21 protein-coding genes and 1 pseudogene are annotated in these 24,518 nt (G+C 70.4%); 11 read left to right on the top strand and 11 right to left on the bottom strand.

Features of this window, described 5'->3' with window-relative positions:
- Positions 1–218: pseudogene (locus tag QZ749_RS02685) on the top strand (hypothetical protein); the annotation flags it as partial.
- A 96-nt stretch (positions 219–314) separates the two neighbouring features.
- Here the strand turns inward: QZ749_RS02685 and QZ749_RS02680 are convergent.
- The 5 genes from QZ749_RS02680 to QZ749_RS02660 form a co-directional block, all read right to left on the bottom strand.
- Entirely contained in the window at positions 315–1,382 is a 1,068-nt protein-coding gene (locus QZ749_RS02680) for a LacI family DNA-binding transcriptional regulator (RefSeq protein WP_296942989.1), read from the bottom strand.
- Between the two features lie 243 nt (positions 1,383–1,625).
- Positions 1,626–3,857, bottom strand: coding sequence for a beta-glucosidase BglX (bglX, locus tag QZ749_RS02675; protein ID WP_296942987.1), 2,232 nt, complete (start codon positions 3,855–3,857; stop codon positions 1,626–1,628).
- An 8-nt stretch (positions 3,858–3,865) separates the two neighbouring features.
- Positions 3,866–5,734: a glycoside hydrolase family 2 protein gene (locus QZ749_RS02670; RefSeq protein ID WP_296942985.1), complete on the bottom strand. Its 1,869-nt coding sequence runs from the start codon at positions 5,732–5,734 to the stop codon at positions 3,866–3,868.
- Positions 5,735–5,786: 52 nt separating this feature from the next.
- Positions 5,787–6,632, bottom strand: a complete 846-nt coding sequence (locus tag QZ749_RS02665) for a hypothetical protein (RefSeq protein ID WP_296942983.1) — start codon at positions 6,630–6,632, stop codon at positions 5,787–5,789.
- Between the two features lie 267 nt (positions 6,633–6,899).
- Positions 6,900–7,178: a hypothetical protein gene (locus QZ749_RS02660; RefSeq protein WP_296942981.1), complete on the bottom strand. Its 279-nt coding sequence runs from the start codon at positions 7,176–7,178 to the stop codon at positions 6,900–6,902.
- Positions 7,179–7,192: 14 nt separating this feature from the next.
- Here QZ749_RS02660 and QZ749_RS02655 point away from each other — a divergent pair, with 14 nt between their 5' ends.
- The 10 genes from QZ749_RS02655 to QZ749_RS02610 all read left to right on the top strand — a co-directional run bounded on the left by QZ749_RS02655 (position 7,193) and on the right by QZ749_RS02610 (position 18,570).
- Positions 7,193–9,550: a hypothetical protein gene (locus tag QZ749_RS02655; RefSeq protein WP_296942979.1), complete on the top strand. Its 2,358-nt coding sequence runs from the start codon at positions 7,193–7,195 to the stop codon at positions 9,548–9,550.
- Between the two features lie 178 nt (positions 9,551–9,728).
- Positions 9,729–11,081 carry an MFS transporter gene (locus tag QZ749_RS02650; protein ID WP_296942978.1) on the top strand — a complete coding sequence of 451 codons (1,353 nt, stop codon included), beginning with the start codon at positions 9,729–9,731 and terminating at the stop codon, positions 11,079–11,081.
- Between the two features lie 37 nt (positions 11,082–11,118).
- Positions 11,119–12,666 (top strand): 3-hydroxyacyl-CoA dehydrogenase, encoded by a 1,548-nt coding sequence (locus QZ749_RS02645; RefSeq protein WP_296942976.1) that lies wholly within the window; start codon positions 11,119–11,121, stop codon positions 12,664–12,666.
- Positions 12,663–13,451, top strand: coding sequence for an enoyl-CoA hydratase-related protein (locus QZ749_RS02640; protein WP_296942974.1), 789 nt, complete (start codon positions 12,663–12,665; stop codon positions 13,449–13,451). The genes QZ749_RS02645 and QZ749_RS02640 overlap by 4 nt, the downstream gene beginning before the upstream one ends.
- 86 nt (positions 13,452–13,537) lie before the next feature.
- Positions 13,538–14,290 carry a GntR family transcriptional regulator gene (locus QZ749_RS02635; protein WP_296942972.1) on the top strand — a complete coding sequence of 251 codons (753 nt, stop codon included), beginning with the start codon at positions 13,538–13,540 and terminating at the stop codon, positions 14,288–14,290.
- Between the two features lie 38 nt (positions 14,291–14,328).
- Entirely contained in the window at positions 14,329–14,949 is a 621-nt protein-coding gene (locus tag QZ749_RS02630; protein WP_296942970.1) for a glutathione S-transferase family protein, read from the top strand.
- 59 nt (positions 14,950–15,008) lie between these two features.
- Positions 15,009–16,229, top strand: coding sequence for a CaiB/BaiF CoA-transferase family protein (locus QZ749_RS02625; RefSeq protein WP_296942968.1), 1,221 nt, complete (start codon positions 15,009–15,011; stop codon positions 16,227–16,229).
- Between the two features lie 45 nt (positions 16,230–16,274).
- Positions 16,275–16,898, top strand: a complete 624-nt coding sequence (locus QZ749_RS02620; protein ID WP_307726645.1) for a carboxymuconolactone decarboxylase family protein — start codon at positions 16,275–16,277, stop codon at positions 16,896–16,898.
- Positions 16,895–17,797, top strand: coding sequence for an amidohydrolase (locus tag QZ749_RS02615; RefSeq protein WP_296942966.1), 903 nt, complete (start codon positions 16,895–16,897; stop codon positions 17,795–17,797). Before QZ749_RS02620 ends, QZ749_RS02615 begins: the two co-directional genes overlap by 4 nt.
- Complete coding sequence (locus QZ749_RS02610; protein ID WP_296942964.1) at positions 17,794–18,570, top strand: enoyl-CoA hydratase/isomerase family protein; 777 nt, start codon at positions 17,794–17,796, stop codon at positions 18,568–18,570. The genes QZ749_RS02615 and QZ749_RS02610 overlap by 4 nt, the downstream gene beginning before the upstream one ends.
- A 20-nt stretch (positions 18,571–18,590) precedes the next feature.
- Here QZ749_RS02610 and QZ749_RS02605 read toward each other — a convergent pair whose 3' ends face one another.
- The 6 genes from QZ749_RS02605 to QZ749_RS02580 form a co-directional block, all read right to left on the bottom strand.
- On the bottom strand, positions 18,591–19,391 hold the full coding sequence (locus QZ749_RS02605) for an alpha/beta fold hydrolase (protein ID WP_296942962.1): 801 nt from the start codon (positions 19,389–19,391) through the stop codon (positions 18,591–18,593).
- Positions 19,381–20,466: a mandelate racemase/muconate lactonizing enzyme family protein gene (locus QZ749_RS02600; protein ID WP_296942960.1), complete on the bottom strand. Its 1,086-nt coding sequence runs from the start codon at positions 20,464–20,466 to the stop codon at positions 19,381–19,383. The genes QZ749_RS02605 and QZ749_RS02600 overlap by 11 nt, the downstream gene beginning before the upstream one ends.
- Complete coding sequence (locus tag QZ749_RS02595) at positions 20,456–21,529, bottom strand: porin (RefSeq protein ID WP_296942958.1); 1,074 nt, start codon at positions 21,527–21,529, stop codon at positions 20,456–20,458. Before QZ749_RS02595 ends, QZ749_RS02600 begins: the two co-directional genes overlap by 11 nt.
- Positions 21,530–21,614: 85 nt before the next feature.
- A complete protein-coding gene (gene pcaF, locus QZ749_RS02590; protein ID WP_296942956.1) occupies positions 21,615–22,817 on the bottom strand; it encodes a 3-oxoadipyl-CoA thiolase in 1,203 nt (400 codons plus the stop codon).
- A 161-nt stretch (positions 22,818–22,978) separates the two neighbouring features.
- Positions 22,979–23,401 (bottom strand): response regulator, encoded by a 423-nt coding sequence (locus tag QZ749_RS02585; protein WP_296942954.1) that lies wholly within the window; start codon positions 23,399–23,401, stop codon positions 22,979–22,981.
- Between the two features lie 217 nt (positions 23,402–23,618).
- The gene (locus QZ749_RS02580) at positions 23,619–24,470 is read right to left on the bottom strand and encodes a LysR substrate-binding domain-containing protein (RefSeq protein WP_296942952.1); all 852 of its coding nucleotides are present in this window, start codon (positions 24,468–24,470) and stop codon (positions 23,619–23,621) included.
- Positions 24,471–24,518 lie beyond the last annotated feature (48 nt).

Here is a 24,518-nt window from a genome sequence, read left to right as displayed (position 1 = left end):
GCATCCGCACGCGCGGCGCGATCCACCTGCAGAACGTGAACGGCTGGCACAGCCGTTTCAAGACCTGGCTGCTGCGCTTTCGCGGCGTGGCCAGCCGCTACCTGATCGACTACTCGGGCTGGCAGCGAGTGCTGGACGACAAGCGGCTGACGACGCCGGCGCTGCTCTTGCGGGCAGCGGTCCAGTTCGGCAAGCGGCTGGACAGGGAACACAATTAACGCGAACAGCGCCATTTTTTTGCAAGGGGAATGCGCCGCGACCGGTAGGCCGGCACGGTCGGACGAGGAATGCGCAGGCGCGGGGCGGCGCAGGAATCAGGTACTGCCGCGCTCGACGATGACGAAGCCCACGTCGCGGATGCGCTCGTCGACCGGCTTGCCTTCGGCGCGGTCGATCAGCAGTTGCGCGGCCGTCGCGCCGATGGCGGTGCCGTCGATGCGCACCGTGGTCAGCGGCGGATACAGGTCGCGCGAGAAGGACTGGTCGCCCAGGCCGACGACGGCCAGCTGCTGCGGCACCTTGATGCCGCTGGCCAGCGCCTCGAGCAGCACGCCCTGGGCCATCATGTCGGAGCTGCAGAACACGGCGTCGATGCCGGGATCGCGCGCGAGCAGCGCGCGCAGGCCGGCGCGGCCGCTGCCCAGCGAGGTCGGGGCCGGCACGATGCAGGTGGGGACGGCGGCGGGATCCTGGCCCAGCGCCGGCTGCAGCGCCAGCACGGTCTCGGCGAAATGCCGGTTGCGCCGCACCGCGCGCTCGTCGTCGGCGCTGATGGCGGCGATCCGGCGCCGCCCCAGGCGGTGCAGGTACTCGGCCACGGCCTTGCCGATCTTCTCGTGCGAGAAGCCGACCAGCATGTCGATCGGGTCGGCGGTCAGGTCCCAGGTCTCGACCACGGGGATGCCGCTGGCGAGCAGGCGGCGGCGCCCCTGCTCGGAGCGCATGATGCCGGTGAGGACCACGCCGTCCGGGCGGCGGCCGATGATGGCCTCGAGCAGCGCGTCCTCGCGCGAGTTCTCGTAGCCGGCCTGGCCCAGCATCAGCTGGTAGCCGCGCGCGGCCAGCGCATCGGTGAGGGCCTGCACCATCTCGAGGAACACCGAGCCGCTGATCGTGGGCACGACGGCGGCGACCATGCGGCTCTTCTTGGAAGCGAGGCCGCCGGCCAGCAGGTTGGGCACGTAGCCGAGCTGCTCGACGGCGTCGCGCACGCGCTGCAGGATGTCGGGCGAGACCGCATCCGGATTGTTCATCGCGCGCGACACGCTCATCGGCGCCACGCCGGCCAGGCGCGCCACGTCGCGCACCGTGGGCGTGGCGCCCTTGCGGCTCTTGCGCGGTGCGGCCGCTTTTTCCGCCGATTTCGTTTCCGGATTGTCCATGGCGACGATTTTAGCACCGGCCCCATGGTTGCGGTAACCTGGCGGGGGCGCGCCTCTGGTGGGCGGCTGCGCCACACGCCACCCGCAGTCCCCGGTTCAATCGCGCAGCCGTAGGGTGGGCAGCGCCACCCGTCCGGCCAATGACCACGCTGCCCATGCGCTGCCCACGCGTGACGCGTGCATGCCCGGCGGCCGGCAACGAAGCGGCCGGCACGGCGCGAACGTCGCGTGCAGCCGACCGCTTCAGTCCCGCAGCGTCAGGGTGCCGCGCAGCCGGATCGCGTCCGACGCCGAGCCGATCATCAGGTCGAATTCGCCCGGCTCCGCGACCCGGCGCAACTTGCCGTCGGTGAAGGCGAGCGTGTCGCGGTCGATCACGAAGCGCACCGTGCGCCGCTCGCCCGGCTCCAGCTTGAGCTTGCGAAAGCCCTTCAGCTCCATCAGCGGCCGCACGATCGAGGAGACGCGGTCGCGGATGTACAGCTGCGCCACCTCCTCGCCGGCGCGCCGGCCAGTGTTGGCCAGCGTGAAGCTGACCTCGACCTTGTCGCCCTGCCCCATGACCGGCTCGCTCAGCACCAGGTCGCTGTAGGCGAAGGTGGTGTAGCTCAGGCCGTGGCCGAAGGCGTAGCGCGGCGTGTTGGGCGAATCGATGTAGGCCGAGCGGTAGACGACGTTCGCGGCGTTCACCACCGGCCGTCCGGTGCGGTACTGCTGGTAGGAGATCGGCACCTGGCCCACGCTGCGCGGGAAGGTCATGGGGAGCTTGCCGGACGGGTTGTAGTCGCCGAACAGCACGTCGGCGACCGCATTGCCGCCCTGGGCGCCGGGGAACCAGGCGTACAGGATCGCGGCGGCCCGGTCGGCCACGCCATTGAAGACCAGCGGCCGGCCCGCCAGGATCACCACGACGACCGGCTTGCCGGTGGCGGCCAGCGCGTCGAACAGGGCCGCCTGCCGTCCCGGCAGCCCGAGGTCGGCGCGCGACTTGGCCTCGCCGCTCATGTCCCAGGATTCGCCCACCACCAGCAGCACCGCGTCGGCCCGGCCCGCCGCGGCGACGGCCTCGGCGAAGCCCGACGTGTCGGTGCACGCCACGTCGCAGCCCTTGGCCACGACCAGGCGCATGCCCGGCGCCACCTGGCCGCGGATGCCGTCGAGGATGCTCACCACCCGCTGCGGATCGGACTGGACGATCCAGCCGCCCTCCAGGTCGCGCCGCGCATCGGCCAGCGGCCCGATCACGGCCAGCGACCCGACGTCCTTGGCGAAGGGCAGCGCCTGGCCCTCGTTCTTGAGCAGCACCAGCGACTTGCGCGCCACGTCGCGCGCGATGCGCGCATGCGAAGGATCCGCCAGCACGGCGCGCTCGCGGGCCGCGTCGGAAAAGCGGTAGGGATCGTCGAACAGGCCCATCTCGAACTTCTTGGTCAGCACGCGCCGCACGGCGTCGTCCAGCACCGACTGCTTGACCTTGCCGCCCGCGACCAGCGCGGCCAGGTGGCGGCTGTAGGCATAGCCCTCCATGTCCATGTCGCTGCCGGCCTCGATCGCCTGGCGCGCCGCCTCGGACAGGTCGGCCGCATGCCCGTGCTCGACCAGCTCCTTGATCGACGCCCAGTCGCTGACGACGAAGCCGCGGTAGCCCCACTGCCCTTTCAGGATGTCGCGCTGCAGGACGGCGCTGGCGGTGGCCGGCACGCCGTTGAGTGTGTTGAACGCGTTCATGAAGGTGGCGACGCCCGCGTCCGCCGCCGCCTTGAACGGCGGCAGGTAGACCTCGTGCAGCTGCTGCTCGCTCATGTCGACCGCGTTGTAGTCGCGCCCGGCGATCGCCGCGCCATAGCCGGCGAAGTGCTTGGCGGTGGCCATCACGCGGTCGAGCGCGCCCAGCTTCGGTCCCTGGAAACCCTGGACCCGCGCCACCGCGATCTGCGACCCGAGGTAGGTATCCTCGCCGGCGCCCTCCATCACCCGGCCCCAGCGCGGATCGCGGCCGATGTCGACCATCGGCGCGAAGGTCCAGTGGATGCCGCTGGCGGCGGCTTCCCTGGCGGCGACGCGCGCCGATTCGCGGATCGCGTCCAGGTCCCACGACGCCGCCTCGCCCAGCGGGACCGGGAACACGGTGCGGTAGCCGTGGATCACGTCGAGGCTGAACAGCAGCGGGATCTTCAGGCGCGACTGCAGCGCCAGCGCCTGGATCTCGCGCGTCTCGGCCACGCCCTTGACGTTCAACATCGAGCCGACCCTGCCGGCGCGGATGTCGGCCAGCTTGTCGGCGAATTTCTCGCTGCCGGGTCCCGTCATCTGGCGTCCCGACAGCTGGTGCAGCTGGCCGACCTTCTCTTCCAGCGTCATGCGCCGCATCAGGTCCTCGACCCGGCGCGCGACGTCGCCGTCCTGCGCCATGGCGCCGGCGGCCACCGATGCCAGCGCCGCCAGCAGCAGCGCCTTGTTCACGTTCGTCGTCATGGTCCGCTTCACTTGTACGTCTTCTGCATCTCGTCGTAGAAGTCCTTGAGCACCTGGAAGGCCTTCTTCTTCTGCCCGGTCTCCGAGACCAGGCCCTTGCGGTTCCAGAAGTCCTGGAAGTACGGATGCTGGCGCCGCGGCGAGCGGAAATCGGCCAGCACCCAGGGCGTCATGCCGCGCAGGCCGGGAATCGCCGTCAGCATCCTGAACTGGTTGCGGTAGATGAGCGCCTGGTATTCCTCGCTCCAGCGGGTCTCGTCGTCGGCGTGGTAGCCGCCCAGCGCGTCGGCGCCGAACTCGGTGATCACGACCGGTTTGTCGTACTTGATGTCGAAGCGGTAGTTCAGCATGTCCTTGGTGCTGCTCCAGTACCAGCCGGCGTACTCGTTGAAGCTGGCCAGGTCCAGCTTGTCGGCCAGCGGATCCTGCACCACCACGTTCTTGCCCTCGCGGTGCACTTCCAGCGCGGCCGCCACCAGGCGGGTGTCGTCCAGGCCGCGCACCGTGTCGGCCAGGCGGCCCATGAAGGCGTTGCGCGGCGCGCTGACCGGCGTCTCGTTGCCGATCGACCAGACGATCACGCTGGCGCGGTTCTTGTCGCGTACCACGAGGTCGGTGAGCTGGCTGCTGGCGTTGCGGTAGGTGTCCGGGTTGTTCCACGAGATGGTCCAGTACACCGGCACCTCGGCCCACACCAGCAGGCCCATCTCGTCGGCCAGGCGCACCATGCGCTCGCTGTGCGGATAATGCGCCAGGCGCACGTAGTTGGCGTTCAGTTCCTTGGCCCACTGCAGCATCATGCGCATGTCGCCTTCGCCGCGCAGGCGGCCCGGGATCAGCGGGTTCTCGTCGTGCAGCGAGATCCCGCGCAGGAAGATCGACTTCCCGTTCAGCAGGATGTCCTTGCCGCGCGTCTCGATGGTGCGGAAGCCGATGCGGTCCTCGACGCTGTCCGGCCCGGCCGCGATGCGCACCCGGTACAGCTTCGGGTCTTCCGGCGACCAGTAGCGCAGCGCGCGTGCCGGGATGCTGAAGGCGGCGCGCCCGCCCGCGTCGGTACGGGCACTGGCCTTGATGCCGGCCTCGGGAATCTCGACGACGACGTCCTGCGCCGGCTGCGCGCCGTCGACGCGCACGGCCACGTCGATGCGCTTCGGGTCGCCCTTGGCCAGCTGCACCTTGTAGTCGGCGATATAGGTGGCCGGCAGCTCGACCAGCATGACGTCGCGCGTGATGCCGCCGTAGTTCCACCAGTCCGTGTTCACGGTCGGGATCTCGTCCTGGTGGCGCGTGTTGTCGGCCTTGACGATGACGACGTTGCGGCCCTTGTTCAACTTGCCGCCGACGTCGAACTGGAACGGCGTGAAGCCGCCCTTGTGCGTGCCCAGCTTCTTGCCGTTCAGGTAGACGTGCGCCTCGTAGTTGACGGCGCCGAAGTACAGCACATACCGTTTATCCGCTTTCGGCTCGGCCTGGAACACCTGGCGCATCCACACCGTGCCTTCGTACAGCGACAGCTTCTCGGCCTGGGAATTCCAGTCGCCCGGCACGTTCAGCGTCGGCGCCAGGTCGAAGTCGTACTCGACCCATTCGCCCTTGTTCTTCGGCTTGAGGTCCTCGTAGAACCCGCCCTTGCCGCTCGGCGAGGCGTCGAAGGGCTGGCGCCGGTAGTCGTAGTAGCCCATCTCGTACGGGTCGATGATGTAGTTCCAGCGCCCGTTCAGGCTGAGGTGCTGGCGGCCGTAGGCGTTCTGCAGCAGCGGCGCCGGTGCCGGCGTTGCGGCGGGCTGGGCGGGCGCCTGGGCGGCGGCCGGCGCTTGCCAGCTCAGGGCGAGGGCGCATGCGGCCGCGCCGAGCATGCGGGAAAGGACGAACATGTGGTCTCCTGGTGATTGATTTTGATACCGGTATCAGGACCGGCGTCCCGTCTCAATGGACGTTCACTTCATAACTGTTGACGTGGACCTTGCCGGACCCCGACTTCACTTCCGTTCCCGCCTCGACCATCGAGACGTAGTAGGCCGGCAGGAACACGTCGGGCCGGCGCCGGGCCGCCTCGGCGAAGAAATGCCGCAGGTTCTTGTTGAAGTAGCGGGCCATCACGCGCTTGCGGAACTGCATCACCGGCCAGCTGTAGCCGTGGGAACTCATCGTGGCGTGCCAGACGTCCCAGGTCTCGCCGTCGATGACGAAGGGCGTCGCGTCCCGGATGCCCCAGCCCTGCGTCTGCGACGCCGACGAGGACTCGGGAATGACCATGATCTCCGCCTTCAGGTAAGCGCGGTCGAACACGGTGCCCGCGTGGAAGAACACGTCGATCGCATGGTTGTAGGTGCCCGAGACGTTGCCGGTGCCGTCGTAGCCGCTGGGCGCGAACGACCACAGCACGTCGACGTCCCTGGTATTGTCGCCGAACTGGTACGGCAGGCCCGAGACGGCCGGATCGTTCTGCGCATTGCTGCCGCCCTTGCGGATGCTCGGGTAGGACTTGACGGTCGTGGTGTCGCCCGCGAAGCCGGACCACTTCCAGCCCGCATTCGAGGGCGCCGTCGTCGAATTCGTGTACATGTACTCGTACCAGCCCGAACCCGCGCCGCCGATCCCCCACAGGTTGGTGTAGATGTCGTACTGCCCCACGTAGATGTGCTTGTTCGCCGCGTTCGCCGGACTCGCCTCGATGGCGGCGGCGTGCGCGCCTCCGGCGGCCGCCAGTGCGCAAGCCAGGGTCGTGCGGGCGATGGCCGCCACCAGGCGCGGACTGCTCCTCATGCTCATGATTTCCTCGTCGTCTTGGATGAAACGTGGATGGATACGGTTGCCGGGCCGGTCGGATGGCTGGGCTCGCGCACGCTATGATACCGGTATCACGGAATGCTAAACGGAGTTGGTGGGGAGGTCAACAGTTTTTGGGCGGAAGTGCAACATCCGGTCAACCAACGATGGCACGGCGCTGCCCGGGCCGGCGGCTTGCAAAATCTGCTGGAAATGCAACAATCTTGCCCGCGCGCGCCTGCGCTACCGCTCACCCTTGACTTTGCATGCTTATCCACCCGGCACCCGGATGCCCGGCTTCCTCGACGCCGACGGCATGCTCGACGGCTTCGTGCGTCCCGACGCGCCGTTGCAGCGGACATTCGGTGTCAGCCTGCGCACGATCGATCCGCTGACGGAAGCGATGCGATCCCCGAGATCAGCGGCACGATCGATGCTCCGACGCAGCAAGCGCTGCGCGCGCTCCAGGCGCACGAGGGCCCGGGGCAGACCGGCGAACACGATGAATCCACGCGCACGCGCCTGCTGGCGGTGCACGGCAACCAGCACAGGAGCACCGCACCATGATCAGGATCGACAAGGGTCCGGCACCGGACGAACTCGACGCGTTGAACGCGACGTTGACGCAAGAGAATCTGGCCATCCACGGCAAGCATAAGGACAAGACCAAGGTTTCGTCGGCGCACAAGACAGACAAGGCCGCGAGCGACACGATCTACATCACCGCGGCCTACCGGTCCGCCGAAGTCAAGAACCAGCTGGTGCAAACCCACTTCGGCAAATGCGCCTACTGCGAAACCCGCATCCTGAGCGTCAGCCACGGCGACGTGGAGCACTTCCGTCCCAAGGCCAAGTACTCCGGCGAGTCCCAGGCCGGCCTGGGCTACTTCTGGCTGGCCTACGACTGGCGCAACCTGTTCCTGGCCTGCGACATGTGCAACGAGACCTACAAGGGCACCTATTTCGCGCTGATGCCCGCGGTGGAAGGCCTGATCGCGCCATCCAACCGCCTGCAGGTCGGCGAGGACGTGGAAACGAACCTCGAAGAAAATGCCGTCCTGATCGATCCGGCGGTCGAGAATCCGCGCGCCTACCTTGCCTTCGACGTCGTGACCGGCGAAGCGGTCAGCGTCGTCGACGAAAGGGTCAGCGTCGTCGGGGCGCGGGTCGGCATGATGATCAGGGCGCTGGGCCTGAACCGGGTCGATCTGGTCACCGCGCGCCACCGGCATATCGCGTTCCTGCGCTCCATGTTCATCCTGGCCTGCCATGACATCGTCGGCAGCGAGAAACTGCAGCAGGTGCTGTCCGGGATCGTCGACAGGATAAAGGCGTTGAAGGCGGACCAGCACAGCGGCGAGACCACCCAGAAAGACCTGGCGGAGTATTGCCAGGCCGCGTACGACGACAGTCCCAGGCGCAATCTGTGGCAGGCGCCCTCCCCGTTCGAAAACTCGACCGAGGCGATGCGCTGGCTGGCATTCAGCGCGTCGCCGCTGGCGGAATTTTCTGCGCTGTCGCAAGACTGCATCCTGGCATGGTCGCAAGAACTCGTAGGCAGTTTTCAAAGGGTGAGCGGCACGACCATGGGCACGCCGCCGACCACCGGCTATACCTCGTCCGCCAACGTCCAGTCGTGGCCGCCGCTGTCCGTGGCACCGGTGGGGGCGCACTACCTCGCCTTGCAGGCTTCGCTGCAGGACTACATGAAAGCCAAGATCAAGATCAGCAACGACATGCGCGAGGCGGCGCGCCAGATGTATTACAACCAGTTGAACGACTTGGTGGAGTCGATTAACACCTTCCACCTGGAAGAATTCGATGCCGACGAGGCGGAAGACCGCTACATGGGATGGTGCGAGGACCTGGAAGTGATCAACGACGAACTGGAGCTGCTGGAAGCGAGCGCGCGCCGGAAGGAACGGGAAAACTTGCTGGCGTTTCTCGGCGATAAAATGGTCGAGGCCGGCAAGGCGGGATTGCCCGACAGCGACAGGGCGCTGGTTGCGCTATGCCTGCGCTTCGAACAATGGTACAACAGTGTGGGACTCCTGGAAGAGCACTGGAAGACCGCTGGCAAGGTCATGACGTCGGGCATGGAACTGGCGAACAAGCTGCAAGGCGCGACCCTCCCCGCGCAGGATGCCGACGACGCCGTCATGGTGTCCGAAGCGCCCAGGATCCCAGTCTTCGACGCCTTCTGCGAAGCCGCGACCGACTTCACCTCGTTGTCGTCCGGCTTCGAACAGGGCATCGCCGCCATAAAGGATAGCTACGCGGCCTGGCTCGCGCAGCCGCTGACTGCCGAGCAGGGCCGGCAGGCGTTTCAAGTCTTCGCGAACGACAATGCGGACCTGGGAGAGCAGCTTGCCGGATTGCTGCAGTTGTACCTGCCGCACAAGGAAAATCTCCTGTCGGCGTTCCAGAAGACCAGGGCCTTGCGCGACGATATCGATAGCCTGATCACGCACTACAGGAACGCGGATTTCGAGACCGGCTCCTGGCGCATGCGCACGCTGTATTCGCTATCCAACATCCTCCATGACGTCCATGATGCGCGCATCAAGACCGCGGCCGTTCTCGTCGACGAGAAGCACGTCATCATCCATCCGGATCCGACAGCCGAAGATCCCTCCTTCCACCAAGCCCCTTCGGTAGCGCATGCCTACCAACCGGAACCCGCGCTCACATGGGGCATCACTACCGCGAAAAAGAAGCTGCGCGACTACCTGGAAAAACACAAAAAGGCGATCAAGCAAGGCACGCTGACGGACAAGCGGAAGCTGGAACTGTCGCTCCTCGACGACGAGAACAAGCGCATCGATGCCCTGGTCGCCAAGCTGGAAGCGGAAGCCTTGGCACAGCGCACCGTCATCGCGTCGTTCGACGGCGACGAAATCGAGCACTTCCTCGCCGATTGACTGCGACGGGCCGGCCCGCGACGCCGATGCCGGCCCTCGCAGGTACTGTCGCATCCACGGACACGACTCGATGCGCTTGTATAGGCCATAAACCTGACCTATAATACTTTCATCACTGCTGCATCCGGTCCGCCGGGCCGGGAACGACCAAGACAATAACGACCATTCTGGAGACAACATGTCAGTAGCCGATTCAACCGCCGGCGCGCCGGCGCGCACCGCCGACCAGGTCCTGCGCGAGCGGGAGGCCGACGCCACCTACCGCAAGGTACTGTGGCGCATCATGCCATTCCTGATGCTGTGTTACGTGGTGTCGTTCATCGACCGCGCCAACATCGGGTTCGCCAAGCTGCACTTCATCGCCGACCTGGGCTTCAACGATGCCATCTACGGCATCGGCGCCGGCATCTTCTACGTCGGCTACATCCTGTTCGAAGTGCCCAGCAACATGGTGCTGCACAAGTCGGGCGTGCGCCGCACCCTGCTGCGCATCATGCTGCTGTGGGGCCTGTTCTCGACCGCCATGGCCTTCATGCAGACCTCGACCCATTTCTACCTGATGCGCTTCTTCCTGGGCGCGGCCGAAGCCGGCATGTTCCCGGGCATGCTGCTGTACCTCACCTACTGGGTGCCGCTGAACCGGCGCGCCCGCTTCAACGCGCTGTTCACGGCGTCGATCCCGCTCGCCGGCATGATCGGCGGCCCGCTCTCGGGCGCCATCATGCACGCCTTCGAAGGCGTGGCCGGCATGAAGGGCTGGCAGTGGATGTTCATCATCGAGGGCGCGCCGGCCTGCCTGCTGGGCGTGGTCGCCTGGTACTACCTGCAGGACGGCCCGGCCGACAGCCGCTGGCTGAGCGCGCGCCAGAAGCAGATCATCGCCGAGGACCTGGCGCGCCACACGGCGCGGCGCGAGGGCGGCGAACACTCGTTCCTGGCCGCGCTGGCCAATCCGCGCCTGTACTGGCTGGCGGGGATGGGCGTGGCGGTGCTGGTCAGCACCGGCGGCGTGTTCTTCTGGCTGCCGACCGTGATCCGCAAGTCCGGCATCGAGAACGTGATGAGCATCGGCGCGCTGTCGGTGATCCCCTTCCTGATCGCCCTGGTGGTCCAGTTCCTGAATGCGCGCCACTCCGACCGCACCGGCGAACGCCGCTGGCACGTGGCCATCCCCGCCCTGCTGGCGGCGCTCGGCTGGGCCGCGCTGCCGTCGGTGCAGGGCAGCGTGCCGCTGTCGATGCTGGCGCTGACGCTGGCGACGGCCGGCACCCTGGGCCTGACCGGGCCGTTCTGGACCCTGCCCTCGTCCTTCCTGACCGGCAAGGCCGCGGCCGGCGGCATCGCCCTGCTGAGCACCTTCGCCGGCGTGGGCAGCGTGTTCAGCCCGATGCTGGTGGGCTGGCTGTCCGCCACCACCGGCAGCCTGGCCATGGGGCAGTACTACTTCGCCGCCCTGATGCTGTTCGGCGCGGTGACCCTGCTCGTCGGCGTCAAGCCGGACGCGCTGGGCGAACGGCGCGCCGCCGCTTGACCCATCGACCGAAACCAACGATCCACCAGGCATTTCCATGAACGCACTGACACCACAAGACTTCATCGCCGTCATCGGCGCCGGCGCCATGGGCAGCGGCATCGCCCAGGTCGCCCTCGACGCCGGCCACCGGGTCGCCCTGTACGACGCCGCGCCCGCCGCGCTCGAGCGCGGCATCGGCGCGATCGACGCCGCCTACCGGCGCCTGCGCGACAAGGGCCGGATCGACGCCGCCACCCACGCCGCCCGCATGGCGCGGCTGGTGCGGGCCGGCGGCGTCGCCGACCTGGCCGGCGCCGCCCTCGTGATCGAGGCGATCGTCGAGGACATCGACGTCAAGGCGCGCGTGCTGGCCGAGGTCGAGGCCGTGCTGGACGACGACGCCATCGTCGCCACCAACACCTCGTCGCTGTCGGTGACCGCGCTCGGCGCGCGCCTGCGCCGTCCGGCGCGGGTGGCCGGGCTGCACTTCTTCAACCCGGCGCCAGTGCTGCCGCTGGTGGAGATCGTCAGCGGCAAGGCCACCGATCCGGCCGTGGCCGACACCCTGTTCGCCACCGCGCGCGCCTGGAACAAGGTGCCGGTGCGCTGCGCGTCCACGCCCGGCTTCATCGTCAACCGCGTGGCGCGTCCCTTCTACGGCGAAGCGCTGCGCCTGCTGGCCGAGCGCGCCGCCGACGCCGCGACGCTGGACGCCATCCTGCGCGACTGCGGCGGCTTCCGCATGGGCGCCTTCGAGCTGATGGACATGATCGGGCACGACGTCAACTACGCCGTCACCAGGTCCGTCTACGACGCGCTGTACCAGGATCCGCGCTACAAGCCGTCGCTGCTGCAGCGGGAACTGGTCGACGCGGGCTGGCTCGGCCGCAAGAGCGGACGGGGCTTCCACCGCTACGGCGACGACGCGGCGCGCCCCGCGCCGGTGCTGGCGGCGCCGGCGCCCCGGCCGTCCGCCGTCGTCGTCGAGGGCGACCTCGGCGTGGCCGCGCCGCTGGCCCGGCTGGCGGCCGACGCCGGCCTGGCCGTGCGCCACGTTCCCGGCGCGCGCGCCCTGCTGCGGGTGGACGGCGTGGCGCTGGCGCTGACCGACGGCCGCGGCGCGACCCGGCGCCTGGCCGCGGACCCACAGGACGCCGCCGTCGTGTTCGACCTGGCCTTCGATTATGCCGGCGCCGCCGTCATCGCCGTCGCCGTGGCCGACCAGGCGCCGGCCGGCGCGCTGGACGCCGCGGTCGGCTTCTTCCAGGCCCTGGGCAAGCAGGTGGCCGTCGTCGACGACGCGCCCGGGCTCGTGGTCATGCGCACGGTGGCGATGCTCGCCAACGAGGCCGCCGACGTGGTCCAGCAAGGCATCGCCAGCGCGGCCGACACCGACCTGGCGATGACCGGCGGCGTCAACTACCCGCGCGGGCCGCTGGCCTGGGCCGACCTGGTCGGCCCGGCGCCGCTGCAGCGCGTGCTGGCCAACCTGGCCGCCGCGTACGGCGAGGACCGCTACCGCACCAGCCCGCTGCTGCTGCGGCGCGCGCTGGCCGGCCAGCCCTTCCACGCGCCCGCCGCCGCGCCGGAGCGTGCGGCATGAGCGCGCCGCAGGCCACGGCGCCGGTCGGCTGGAGCGTGGACGACGACGGCGTGGCCGTCGTCACGATCGATCGTACGCGCCGGCGCAATGCGCTCAACCTGGACGTCAAGCAGCGCCTGACCGACGCCGTGCTGGCGCTGGGCGCCGACGAACGGGCGCGGGTCATCGTGCTGACCGGCGCCGGCGGCTACTTCGTGGCCGGCACCGACATCGACGAGATGGCCGGCATGACGCCGACCAGCCACACGCTGCAGGCCACCGACCGGGTGTTCACGACCCTGCGCCACAGCGCCAAGCCGGTGATCGCCGCGGTCGAGGGCTATGCGCTGGGCGGCGGCTGCGAGCTGGCGCTGGCCTGCGACATGATCGTGGCGGCCGAGGGCGCGCGCTTCGGCCAGCCGGAAATCCGGGTCGGCATCATGCCCGGCGCCGGCGGCACCCAGCGCCTGCTGCGCACGATCGGCAAGTACCAGGCGCTGCGCATGATGCTGACGGGCGAACCGATCGCGGCGCGCGACGCCTGGGCGTTCGGCCTGGTGTCCGAACTGTGCCCGGACGGCGCCGCGCTGGAGCGGGCCCGCGCGCTGGCGCGCACCGTCGCCGCCATGCCGCCGCTGGCGGTGCGCGCGATCCGCGAAGTGGTGCAGCAGGGCCAGGACGCGCCGCTGGAGACGGCCCTGCTGCTCGAGCGCAAGGCGTTCCAGCTGCTGTTCGACAGCGCCGACCAGCGCGAGGGCATGCGTGCCTTCCTGGACAAGCGGCCGCCACGCTACAAGGGGAGTTGACGAGCGAATAAGTCAAAAAGCTGGTTCATCAACTGATTAGGCGATAATACCGTATCGGGTGTTATGCCAACCAAGAGAGAACGTTGATGAAGACAGCACATATTCCAGGCGCGACGGCCATCGATTTCAGCCGCAGCGCGGTGCCCCGCTACGTGCAGCTGGCCAGCCTGTTCCGGCGCCGCGTCGAGGCGGGCGAATGGCGGGTGGGGCAGCAGATCCCGACGGTGGACGAACTGGCCGTCGAATGCCAGGTGGCGCGCGCGACGGTACGCCAGGCGCTCGACCTGCTGGAGGACGAAAAGCTGATCGCGCGCTACCGCGCCAAGGGCACGTTCGTGACCGGCAAGCCGCAGGAACAGTTCTGGTGCGAGGTGGCGTCGGACTGGTCGGGCCAGCTGATCGCGCCGGAAGGCGTGACGATCGAGATCCTGACGCGCGGCGAGCGGCGCGCGCCGGCGCCGCCGGATCCGCAGATCGGCGCGATGGCGCCGTTCTACCAGCACTGGCGGCGGCGCCACTGGCGCAACGGCAAGCCCTACTACCTGGGCGACGTCTACATCGACGAACGGGTGTGCGCGCGCATCGCGCCGGAGTCGTTCGAGACCAAGACGTCGATGCGCATCCTGCGCGAGCTGCCGGGCCTGGAGATCGCGGCCGCGCACCAGACGCTGACGCTGGGGTCGGCCGACCCGGCGCTGGCCGAGCTGCTGGAGCTGCCGCTGAACGCGCCGGTCGCGCACGTCGCGCGCTCGGCCGTGGACAGCGAGGGCTGCCTGGTATTCGTTGGACAAGGCATTTACCGGGGCGACGTGGTGCGCCTCGACATCAAACTGAAGTGACGGCCCATGCCGTTGCTTCCCGAACGAGAAGGAATGGCATGAAACTACACTGGTCCCCGCGGTCGCCCTTCGTCCGCAAGGTCGCGATCCTGCTGCTGGAAACCGGCCTGGATGCGCAGGTCGAACGGGTCCGCTCGGTGGCCGCGATCGCGGTCCCGAACCCCGCGCTGATGCGGGACAACCCGCTCAGCCAGATCCCCGCCCTGGTGCTGGACGACGGCCAGGTCCTGTACGACTCGCCCGTCATCTGCGAATACCTCGACGGCCTGCACGGCGGCGCGGGCTTCTTCCCGCCGGCCGGCGCGGCGCGCTGGACCGCGCTGCGGCGCCAGGCGCTGGCCGACGGCATGCTGGCGATCCTGCTGCTGTGGCGCCAGGAACGCATGAAGGACGCCGGGCGCCGGCTTCCCGAATGGCTGGCCGCCTTCGCCACCAAGATCGACGCCTGCCTCGCCCGGCTGGAGGACGAAGCCGCGGCGCTGGCGCGGGACGGCTTCGACATCGGCCACGTCAGCGTGGGCTGCATGCTCTCCTATCTCGACTACCGCTTCCCCGACCTCGACTGGCGCGCCGCGCATCCCGCGCTGGCCGGCTGGCATGCCGGCTTCGCGCAGCGGCCGTCGGTGCTGGCCACCGTCCCGGACGACGCCCAGGCCTGAGCGCCGCCCATCCACGGCGGGCCGCGCCCGCCGCATCCCATCGCATACAGGAGTACGACATGGCAGGTCCTCTTTCCCACATCAAGGTGCTCGATCTGAGCCGCATCCTGGCCGGCCCGTGGTCGGGGCAGGTACTGGCCGACCTGGGCGCCGACGTCGTCAAGGTCGAGCGTCCCGGCGTCGGCGACGACACCCGCAGCTGGGGTCCGCCGTTCCTGAAGGACGCCGACGGCAACGAAACCCGCGAATCCGGCTACTACCTGTCGGCCAACCGCGGCAAGCGGTCCGTGACGGTCGACCTGAACACGGCCGAGGGCCAGGAGATCGTGCGCGCGCTCGCGGCGCGCTCCGACATCCTGCTGGAGAACTACAAGGTCGGCACGCTGGCCCGCTTCGGCCTGGACTACGCCAGCCTCAAGGAGATCAATCCGGGCCTGATCTACTGCTCGGTGACCGGCTTCGGCCAGGACGGCCCGAAGGCCGACCACGCCGCCTACGACTTCATGATCCAGGCCATGGGCGGATTGATGAGCGTGACGGGCGAGCGCGACGACCTGCCCGGCGGCGGCCCGCAGAAGGTCGGCGTGCCGATCGTCGACCTGATGACCGGCATGTACACGTCGGTGGCGGTGCTGGCGGCGCTGGCGCGCCGGGCCGAGACCGGCCAGGGCGACTACATCGACATCGGCATGCTCGACGTGATGGTCGGCTCGGTCGCGAACCAGGGCATGAACTACCTGGTGTCGGGCAAGACGCCCCGGCGCGCCGGCAACAAGCACCCGAACATCCAGCCGCAGGACGTGTTCGCGTGCGCCGACGGCCACGTGGTGCTGGTCGTCGGCAACGACGGCCAGTTCGCCCGCTTCTGCGACGTGGCGGGCCGGCCGGAATGGGTCGCCGACGCGCGCTTTGCCAGCAACGGCGCGCGCGTGCGCAACCGCGACGCGCTGCTGCCGCTGATGACCGCGCTGTTCCGCGAACGGCCCATGCAGGAATGGGCGGCGCTGCTGGACGAGGCCGGCGTGCCGTGCAGCCCGATCAACACCATCCCGCAAGTGTTCGAGGATGCGCAGGTCAGGCACCGCGGCATGCTGATGTCGCTGCCGCACCCGAGCGCGGGCGCGGTGCCGCAGATCCGCAGCCCGATGCGCTTCGCCGAGGCGCAGCTGGCATTCGACCGCGCCCCGCCGCTGCTGGGGCAGCATACCGCCGAGGTGCTGGCCCAGCTGGGCTTCGACGAGGCGCGCATCGCGCGGCTGGCGCGCGACGGCATCATCTGACCCATCCGTTTTCCCATACACCATCGATACAAGGCGGAGCAACACATGTCCCCACCATCCACCATGCCGCGCATTTCGCTGCCCGATCCGGACAGCATGAACCCGGAACAGCGCGCGGTCTACGACGCCATCGTCAGCGGCCCGCGCGCGCGCCTCGTCGGGCCGCTGCGCGCGGCGCTGCACAACCCCGCCCTCGCCGACCGCTGGCAGAAGCTGGGCGCGCTGCTGCGCTTCGGCACCAGCATCCCGGCGCGCAGCAGCGAACTGGCGATCCTGGTCACGGCGCGGCGCTGGAACAGCCAGCTCGAATGGTACATCCATGCCGCCGACGCGCGCGCCGCCGGCCTGCCGCAGGCCGTCATCGACGCCGTGCAGGTCGCGCGCGCGCCCGCGTTCGACGAGGCCGGCGACGCCGCCGTCTACGAATACACGCGCCAGCTGCTGCAGCACGGCAGCGTCGGCGACGCCGCCTACCGGGCCGTGCTGGAACGCTTCGGCGAAGCCGGCACCGTCGAGCTGACCGCCATCGTCGGCTACTACTCGATGGTGGCGCTGACCCTGAACGCGCACCGGATCCCGCTGCCGGACGAAGGCGCGCAGCCGCCGCTGGCGTGCGCCGGCGCCGACGGCGCCGCGGCGCTGACGGTACTGCCGGCGGTGGCGGCATGAACGTCCCGACCGCGACCGAGACCCCGCGCATGCCGCAGGCGCCGCGCCACGCGCCGCCGGCGGGCGCCTGCGACAGCCATGCCCACGTGTTCGGCCCCTACGCGCGCTTCCCGCTGGCGCACGCGCCCAGCTACGCGCCGCCGCTGGCGCCCGCCGCGCTGCACCGCGGGATGCTCGACATCCTCGGCGCGGCGCGCGGCGTGCTGGTGCAGCCGGCGCCGTACGGCCACGACGCGTCCGCGCTGCTGGACGCGCTGGTGCAGTCCGGCGGCCGCCTGCGCGGCGTGGCCGTGGCCGACGCCACGGCGAGCGAGGCGCAGCTGCGCGCGCTGTTCGACGGCGGCGTGCGCGGCCTGCGCTTCGTGGAGATGCGCGCCCCGGACGGCACGCCCTACGCCGGCAGCGTCGGCATCGACCAGTTGCTGGCCATGGCGCCCGCGCTGCGCCGCGTCGGCCTGCACGCCCAGCTGTGGGCGCCGGTCGACGACTATCCGCGCCTGCTGCCGCAGCTGCGCGCGGCCGGGGTGGCGGTGGTGCTCGACCACATGGCCTGCCTGAAGCCGGAGCGCGGACTCGCCGACCCGGCCTTCCAGGCCGTGCTGGCGGCGCTGCGCGCGGGCGACGCCTGGGTCAAGCTGACCCTGTGCCGCGTGTCGCAGCAGGCGCCCGCCTACCCGGACCTGCGCCCGTTCCACGACGCGCTGCTGCAGGCCAATCCGGCGCGCCTGCTGTGGGGGTCCGACTGGCCCTACGTGCGCATGGGCGAGCGGTCCCCCGACGCCGGCGCCCTGCTCGACCTGTTCCACGACTGGGTCCCCGACGCGGCGCTGCGCCGGCGCATCCTGGTCGACAATCCCGCCGCGCTGTACGGCTTTCCCGCCACCGAGGAACCAGCATGATCGCATTCACCCAACTCCGTTTCCGGCAGGACGGCCACGTCGCCGTCCTGACCCTCGACAGCCCGCCGGTCAACGCGCTGACGCGCACCCTGAACGACGAACTGACCCAGGCCCTCGACATCATCGGCGAGACGCCCGACATCCGCGCCGTGGTGCTGACCGGCGCCGGCAAGGTGTTCTGCGCCGGCGCCGACCTGAAGGGCCGCGCCGAGACCATCCGCCATCCGGGCGACATGGGCGCGCACGCGCGCCGCACGCGCGAATGCTTCCACGCCATCCGCGAATGCGCCAAGCCGGTGGTCGCCGCCATCAACGGCGCCGCGCTCGGTTCCGGCCTGGCGATGGTGGCGTCGGCCGACATCCTGGTCGCCTCGGAGCGCGCCGTGCTCGGCCTGCCCGAGGTCGACGTCGGCCTGCTGGGCGGCTGCAGCCACGCGATGCGCCTGTTCGGCCATTCGCGCCTGCGGCGCATGGCGCTGACCGGCCACCGCGTCGGCGCCGAGGAACTGTACCGCCTCGGCATCGTCGAGGCCTGCACGGCGCCGGAGGAACTGATGCCGGCGGCGCTGGAGCTGGCGGCGGCCATTGCGGCCAAGAGCCCGGTGTCCACGCGCATGGGCAAGCATACGCTCAACGTGATCGAGGACATGAGCCTGCGCGACGGCTACCGCTACGAGCAGGACATGACGGCGGCGATCGGCCTGACCGAGGATGCGCGCGAGGCGCAGCTGGCGTTCCGGGAAAAGCGCGCGCCGGTCTTCGTGGGCCGCTGAGCGGCGCGCGCCGGCCTCGCTCAGCGCGCCAGGCCGGCGGCCCAGTCGACGATGGCCCGCGCCACCCGCGCGGGCCGTTCCGGGAACAGCGAATGGCTGGCCCCCTCGATCACCGCCACGCTGGCGCGCGCGCCCAGCGCATCCTGCACCTCGCGCAGGCTCGCGCGCGGGCGCCACGGGTCGCCGGCCGCCTGCAGGTCGAGCACCGGCGCAGGGCACGTTGCCGTCCACAGCGCGCGCGCCGGCGTCGCGGCCGCGGCCCGGTAGGCCGGCGCCAGGTGCGGATGCCAGCCCGCCAGCCATGGCCGCGGATCGCTGCCCGGCGCGAAGAAAGCGCGGCGCAGGGCGGCCAGGCGCAGCGCCTCGGGCTGGCCGGCATCGGCGGCCAGGTCGAGCGCGGCGGCCAGGCCCGGATCGGCGTGCGCGCTGGCCGCGGCCGCCATGACCACGCCGCGCACCAGGCGCGGATGATCGCGCGCCGTCACGCGCGCCACGTAATGGCCGTAGGCATGGCCCACCACGATCGCCGGGCCGGCGCCGAAGGCGCGGATGACGGCGGCGACGTCGGCCGCCAGCGCGTGCAGCGTCAGGCCTTCCAGCGCGCCGCTGCTGGCGCCGATGCCGCGCGGCTGCGGACGCAGCACGCGATGGCCGGCGCGCGCGATGCGCGCGGCGACCTCGTCGAAGTCCTCGCTGCCGCGCTGCGACGACGGCAGCAGCACGACCGCCCCGCCCTGCCCCTCGACGATCGTGTCGATCAGCGCGTCGCCCGTGGGCAGCAGCACGCGCCGGCGCGCCGCGCCATCGTCGTCAGTCCGCATACGCGACCCCGCAGCCGGCGCCGTCCGGCACGGCGATCTCGCCCTGCGCCACCGGCAGCGGCGTGAACGGATCGTCGCGCAGGTGCAGGTGCTCGGCCAGCTCGCAGCCGAGCGGCAGGCTGCCGACGCAGGCCGCGGCGTGCAGCGCGGCCGCCTGCAGCAGCGCCGGCCCGAAGGTGGCGCCGACCCGGCAGGTCACGCCGCCGGCCTCGCAGATGGCCGCCGCCGCCGCGAACTTGCGCAGGCCGCCCAGCTTGGTCACCTTCAGGTTGATCGCATCGACCACGCGCCCGTTCACCAGGCCGAGCACGTCGTCCAGCGTGGCCGCGCTCTCGTCGGCCTCGATCGCCGGAGGCAGGGCGCCGGCGAGCAGCTTCATGCCGGCCCAGTCGGCCGCCGGCAGCGGCTGCTCGATCAGCGCGATGTCGTGCCGCTCCATCCGCGCGAAGGCGCGCATCATCCGCTTGGCGTCGTAGGACTGGTTCGGATCCAGCGTCAGCACCACGTCCGCCCCGGCGGCGGCGCGCACCTCGGCCACGCGCGCCACGTCCAGCGCGTCGCCGGCCAGCTTGAGCTTGAGTTGCCGGTAGCCCTGCTGCGCCAGCTGCGCGGCATGGGCGGCCATGGCGGCCGGCGCCTTGATCGGCACGATGCGCGCCTGCGCCACGGCGGCGCGCACGGCGCCGCCCAGCAGCACGTGCAGCGGCACGCCCAGCTGGCGCGCCAGCAGGTCGTGCAGCGCCATGTCGATCGCGGCCTTGGCCGAGTTGGCGAAGGCCAGGCGCGCATCGACGTCGCGCATGATCCCGTTCAGCGCGGCCGGCGCCCGGCCCGGCAGCAGCGGCAGCAGGAAGGCGAGCGCCGCCGCGACGCCGTCGCCCACGTCGGTGATGGCCGGTATCGCGTGCGCATAGCCCAGCCCGCGCACGCCGGCGCCGTCTTCCAGCACGACGACCCAGCCGTCCAGGCGCGGCACGGTGGCGCGCGCGAATTTCCAGTCCGGGTCGCTCAGCGCCTGGCTGCACGGGCGCAGGGTGGCCGACACGATGCGCGCGGCGCTTGCGTCAGAAGACATGGCGCATCCCCAGGTTGAAGGCGCGGTTGCCGGTGCCCACGTCGATCGCCGAATTGACGACGTAGCCGGCGCCGTTGCGGTTGTCGATGTAGCCGTAGGCGACGTACAGGTCGGTGCGCTTGGACAGGTAGTAGACGTAGCCGAGCGCGTACAGGGACGCGTCCTGGTCGGCGCGGCCGCGGTCGTCCTTGTGGATGGTCGACGCGATCAGCTTGCCCGCGCCCAGCGGCACGGTGGCGCCGAGCAGCAGGTCGCGGCTGTCGGTGCTGGCGACGGGCGCCACCGCGGCGCGGTAGGCGTTGGCGGCGGGCAGCTGGGCGCTGTTCAATCCGCGGTTGATGCCGTAGGCGAAGTAGGCCTTGATCCGCGTGAAGTCGTAGTTCGCCGCCAGCAGGACGTTGCGCGCCGGGCTGCGGCCCTGCGCCGTCGCGGTGTCGTTGTTGCGGTAGTGGTAGCCCAGGCGCGCGTTCAGGCGGCCGGCGGAATAGCCCAGCGCGGCGCCGGCCGAACTGCCGGTGCGGGTGCTGCCGGCCACCTCGCCGGCGCCGTAGGCGAATTCCGCGCCCCAGCCCCGCACGCGCGGCGTCAGGTACTTGACCGTGTTGTTCATGCGCCCGCCGGAATTGGCGAACACGCTGGAAAACACGCCCGCCAGGCCGGCGGCGAAGGGATCGCCGACGGTCGCCATGGTGACGTAGTTCGGCGTGTACTGGCGCCCCAGCAGCAGCGTGCCCCGGTTGCGGCTGGCCAGCCCCACGTAGGCCTGGCGGCCGAACAGCAGGCCGCCCTGGCCGAGCGTGCCGCTGTCGGCCTGGAAGCCGGACTCCAGCAGGAAGATCGCGCTGGTGCCGCCGCCCAGGTCCTCGCTGCCGCGAAACAGCAGGCGCGAGCCCTTCTCGACGCCGCTGGTGACCTTGGTGGCAGCGCCGGCCACGCCGCCGGATTCATGCACGAGGCCCACGTCGAGCATGCCGGAGATCGACACGGACGATTGCGCCCGGGCGGGATTGGCAAGGGCGGCCAGGGCGGCCAGGACGGCCGCCGCGAGATACGGTGTGTTCAATGCTGTCTCCTATGGTCAATCAATTGACCTATTGGCTTTTATGGATCGAAGAACAGGCCGGCGCCAGGCGGGCCGGCCCGGTGGACTACACGCGTTCCAGCACCAGCGCGATCCCCTGCCCCACGCCGATGCACATGGTGCACAGGGCATAGCGCCCGCCCTGGCGGTGCAACTGGTTCACCGCCGCCATGGCCAGGCGCGCGCCGGAAGCGCCGAGCGGGTGCCCGAGCGCGATCGCGCCGCCGTTCGGATTGACGCGCGGGTCGTCGTCCGCCAGGCCGAGCTGGCGCAGCACGGCCAGCCCCTGGGCGGCGAACGCCTCGTTCAGCTCGATCACGTCCATGTCGGCCAGGCGCAGGCCCGCCAGGGCCAGCACCTTGCGCGTGGCCGGCACCGGGCCGATGCCCATGAGCCGCGGCGCCACGCCGGCCGTGGCCATGGCCACCACGCGGGCGCGCGGCGCCAGGCCGTGCCTGGCGGCGGCGGCTTCCCCGGCCAGCAGCAGCGCCGCGGCGCCGTCGTTGATGCCGGACGCGTTGCCGGCCGTGACGGTGCCGTCCGGCCGCACGACCGGCTTGAGCCTGGCCAGCGCTTCCATGGTGGTGGCGCGCGGATGCTCGTCGCGCGCCACCACGATGGCCTCGCCCTTCTTCTGCGGCACGGCGACCGGCGCGATCTCGGCATCGAACAGCCCGGCCGCCTGGGCCGCCAGCGCCTTCGCCTGGCTGGCGCAGGCCATCCGGTCCTGGTCCGCGCGGCCGATGCCGAATTGCGCGGCCACGTTCTCGGCCGTCTCGGGCATGGTGTCGACGCCGTACAGCGCGCGCATGCGCGGGTTGACGAAGCGCCATCCCATGGTCGTGTCTTCCATCGTGGGCGCGCGCGAAAACGCGCTGTCGGCCTTGCCCACGACGAACGGCGCGCGGCTCATGCTCTCGACGCCGCCGGCCACCAGCAGCCCGGCCTCGCCCGCCCGGATCGCGCGCGCGGCCGTGCCGAGCGCGTCCAGGCCGGAGCCGCACAGGCGGTTGACGGTGGTCCCGGGCACGCCCTGCGGCAGGCCCGCCAGCAGCAGCGCCATGCGCGCGACGTTGCGGTTGTCCTCGCCGGCCTGGTTGGCGCAGCCGAGGATCACGTCGTCCACCGCCTCCCAGTCGACGCCGGGATGGCGGGCGACGAGCGCGCGCAGCGGCACGGCCGCCAGGTCGTCGGCGCGGATGCCGGCCAGGCTGCCGCCGTAGCGGCCGAAAGGGGTACGTTGGGCGTCGCAGATGAAGGCGTCGGGCATGGGGTCTCCTGGTGGTGCCGATGACGGCGGGGCGATGACGGCCTAAAAAACTAAAGGCTATACTTATGACCTTTTAAGTATAACGCCTTTATCCGCCGCCTGTCACCCGGCGCGCGCCGGCCGGCGCCACGCTTCGGACGATGCGCGCCGGCGCGCCGGCCTCAGGCCGCGGCGGCGGCCTGCCCGTGCTCGCCGAAGGCGCGCGTGCGGCACTCCCCCAGTTCGAGCGCGGCGAACAGCTCGGACAGGTCGACCGGCTTGGACAGGTGCAGGTCGAAGCCGGTGCGGCGGGTCAGCGCGCGGGCCTCGCTGTCGTCCCACGACGTCAGGGCGATGATGTAGACGTCCTCGAACGTCTTCAGCTGGCGCAGCATCGGCGCCACCTCGTCGCCCGAGAACCTGGGCATGCCCAGGTCGAGCACGATGATGTGCGGCTGGAACGCCAGCGCCACGTCGAGGGCCATGAAGCCGTCGTAGGCGGTGGCGGTGACGAAGCCCTGCGCGGCCAGCAGGTCGCTCAGCAGTTCGGCGGCGTCGCGGTTGTCGTCGACGATGAGTACGCGGGTGTCGGGATGGAAGGCCATGGGAATCGATAACCGAAGAGTGCGCGTGGAAACGCTTGCTTGAGGTATCGGCGTGGTCTGGGCCGGGGGGGGCGATATCGTGCGATACCGGTATGTCGGGGGCGGGACGTCGGGAGCGGGACGGCACGGGCGATTCTAGCAGATTTTCCCGCCCGCACTTTTCACGTTGCGGTGGCGCCACATCGGCGCCGCCACGCGCCCGTCGGCAGGCGCGCGCTCAGCGGCGCAGTTCCGCCATGATCTTTTCGGCCAGGAAGTCGCACGGCGGGCGCCTCGACTTGCTGCTGCGCGCCAGCACCATTTCCAGCGCGTCGATTTCCGGCAGGCCCTGCGCCTGGCCGAGCAGGCTGAGGTGGGCGGGGACGGCGCAGCGCGCGAGCGGCGCCACGGCCAGGCCCGCCTCCACCATGCTCAGCAGGCCAAGCAGGCTCGGGCTTTCGTACGACGTGCGGTAGCCGATGCCGGCGCGCTCCAGGCTGCGGACCGCGTTTTCGCGCGCCACGCTGCCGGGCAGGAACACCGCGATCGGCAAGGGCCGCTCGCGCCAGATCTCCTGCGCGCCGGGCGAGGCGGCCCAGACCATCGGTTCGAAGCGGACGAATTCGCCGGACAGGCCCTTCACGCGCGTCGCGCAGGCCAGGTCGACCGAACCGTCCTTGACCAGCGGGGCCAGCGCGATGCTCGGCAGTCCCACCACCTGGATCTCGACCTTCGGGTAGGAGGCGGAAAACTTCTTGAGGATGGGCGGCAGCAGCGACGACGCGTAGTCGTCGGGCACGCCGATCACGACGCGGCCCGTCACGTCGGGCCGCACCACCGCGGCCCAGGCCTCGTCGCGCAGCGCCAGCATGCGCCGCGCGTACGCCAGCAGCACTTCGCCGTCCTGCGTCGGCGTCACGCTCCTGGGCCGGCGCACGAACAGCGGTTTGCCGAGCGCCGTCTCCAGCGTCTTGATCTGCATGCTGACGGCCGATTGCGAACGGTGGACCACCTCCGCCGCGCGGCTGATGTTCCCGGTGTCGGCCACCGCCACGATCATCGCCAGGACGTCCAGGTCGAGTGCCTTCATGCGTATAGGGAGTCAGTATCAGAAAACCAGATAGGAATGATCAATATT

The organism is uncultured Massilia sp. (assembly GCF_913773735.1).
GTDB lineage: Bacteria > Pseudomonadota > Gammaproteobacteria > Burkholderiales > Burkholderiaceae_D > Telluria.
Note: the sequence above shows the minus strand (reverse complement) of the source record. Positions and strands in the feature narration are given on the sequence as shown.

Excerpts from the sequence above, each read along its gene's own strand:
- QZ749_RS02680 (WP_296942989.1), bottom strand. The coding sequence starts at position 1,382 with ATGGACAATCCGGAAACGAAATCGGCGGAAAAAGCGGCCGCACCGCGC.
- bglX (WP_296942987.1), bottom strand. The coding sequence starts at position 3,857 with ATGACGACGAACGTGAACAAGGCGCTGCTGCTGGCGGCGCTGGCATCG.
- QZ749_RS02670 (WP_296942985.1), bottom strand. The coding sequence starts at position 5,734 with ATGTTCGTCCTTTCCCGCATGCTCGGCGCGGCCGCATGCGCCCTCGCC.
- QZ749_RS02665 (WP_296942983.1), bottom strand. The coding sequence starts at position 6,632 with ATGAGCATGAGGAGCAGTCCGCGCCTGGTGGCGGCCATCGCCCGCACG.
- QZ749_RS02655 (WP_296942979.1), top strand. The coding sequence starts at position 7,193 with ATGATCAGGATCGACAAGGGTCCGGCACCGGACGAACTCGACGCGTTG.
- QZ749_RS02650 (WP_296942978.1), top strand. The coding sequence starts at position 9,729 with ATGTCAGTAGCCGATTCAACCGCCGGCGCGCCGGCGCGCACCGCCGAC.
- QZ749_RS02645 (WP_296942976.1), top strand. The coding sequence starts at position 11,119 with ATGAACGCACTGACACCACAAGACTTCATCGCCGTCATCGGCGCCGGC.
- QZ749_RS02640 (WP_296942974.1), top strand. The coding sequence starts at position 12,663 with ATGAGCGCGCCGCAGGCCACGGCGCCGGTCGGCTGGAGCGTGGACGAC.
- QZ749_RS02635 (WP_296942972.1), top strand. The coding sequence starts at position 13,538 with ATGAAGACAGCACATATTCCAGGCGCGACGGCCATCGATTTCAGCCGC.
- QZ749_RS02630 (WP_296942970.1), top strand. The coding sequence starts at position 14,329 with ATGAAACTACACTGGTCCCCGCGGTCGCCCTTCGTCCGCAAGGTCGCG.
- QZ749_RS02625 (WP_296942968.1), top strand. The coding sequence starts at position 15,009 with ATGGCAGGTCCTCTTTCCCACATCAAGGTGCTCGATCTGAGCCGCATC.
- QZ749_RS02620 (WP_307726645.1), top strand. The coding sequence starts at position 16,275 with ATGTCCCCACCATCCACCATGCCGCGCATTTCGCTGCCCGATCCGGAC.
- QZ749_RS02615 (WP_296942966.1), top strand. The coding sequence starts at position 16,895 with ATGAACGTCCCGACCGCGACCGAGACCCCGCGCATGCCGCAGGCGCCG.
- QZ749_RS02610 (WP_296942964.1), top strand. The coding sequence starts at position 17,794 with ATGATCGCATTCACCCAACTCCGTTTCCGGCAGGACGGCCACGTCGCC.
- QZ749_RS02605 (WP_296942962.1), bottom strand. The coding sequence starts at position 19,391 with ATGCGGACTGACGACGATGGCGCGGCGCGCCGGCGCGTGCTGCTGCCC.
- QZ749_RS02600 (WP_296942960.1), bottom strand. The coding sequence starts at position 20,466 with ATGTCTTCTGACGCAAGCGCCGCGCGCATCGTGTCGGCCACCCTGCGC.
- pcaF (WP_296942956.1), bottom strand. The coding sequence starts at position 22,817 with ATGCCCGACGCCTTCATCTGCGACGCCCAACGTACCCCTTTCGGCCGC.
- QZ749_RS02585 (WP_296942954.1), bottom strand. The coding sequence starts at position 23,401 with ATGGCCTTCCATCCCGACACCCGCGTACTCATCGTCGACGACAACCGC.
- QZ749_RS02580 (WP_296942952.1), bottom strand. The coding sequence starts at position 24,470 with ATGAAGGCACTCGACCTGGACGTCCTGGCGATGATCGTGGCGGTGGCC.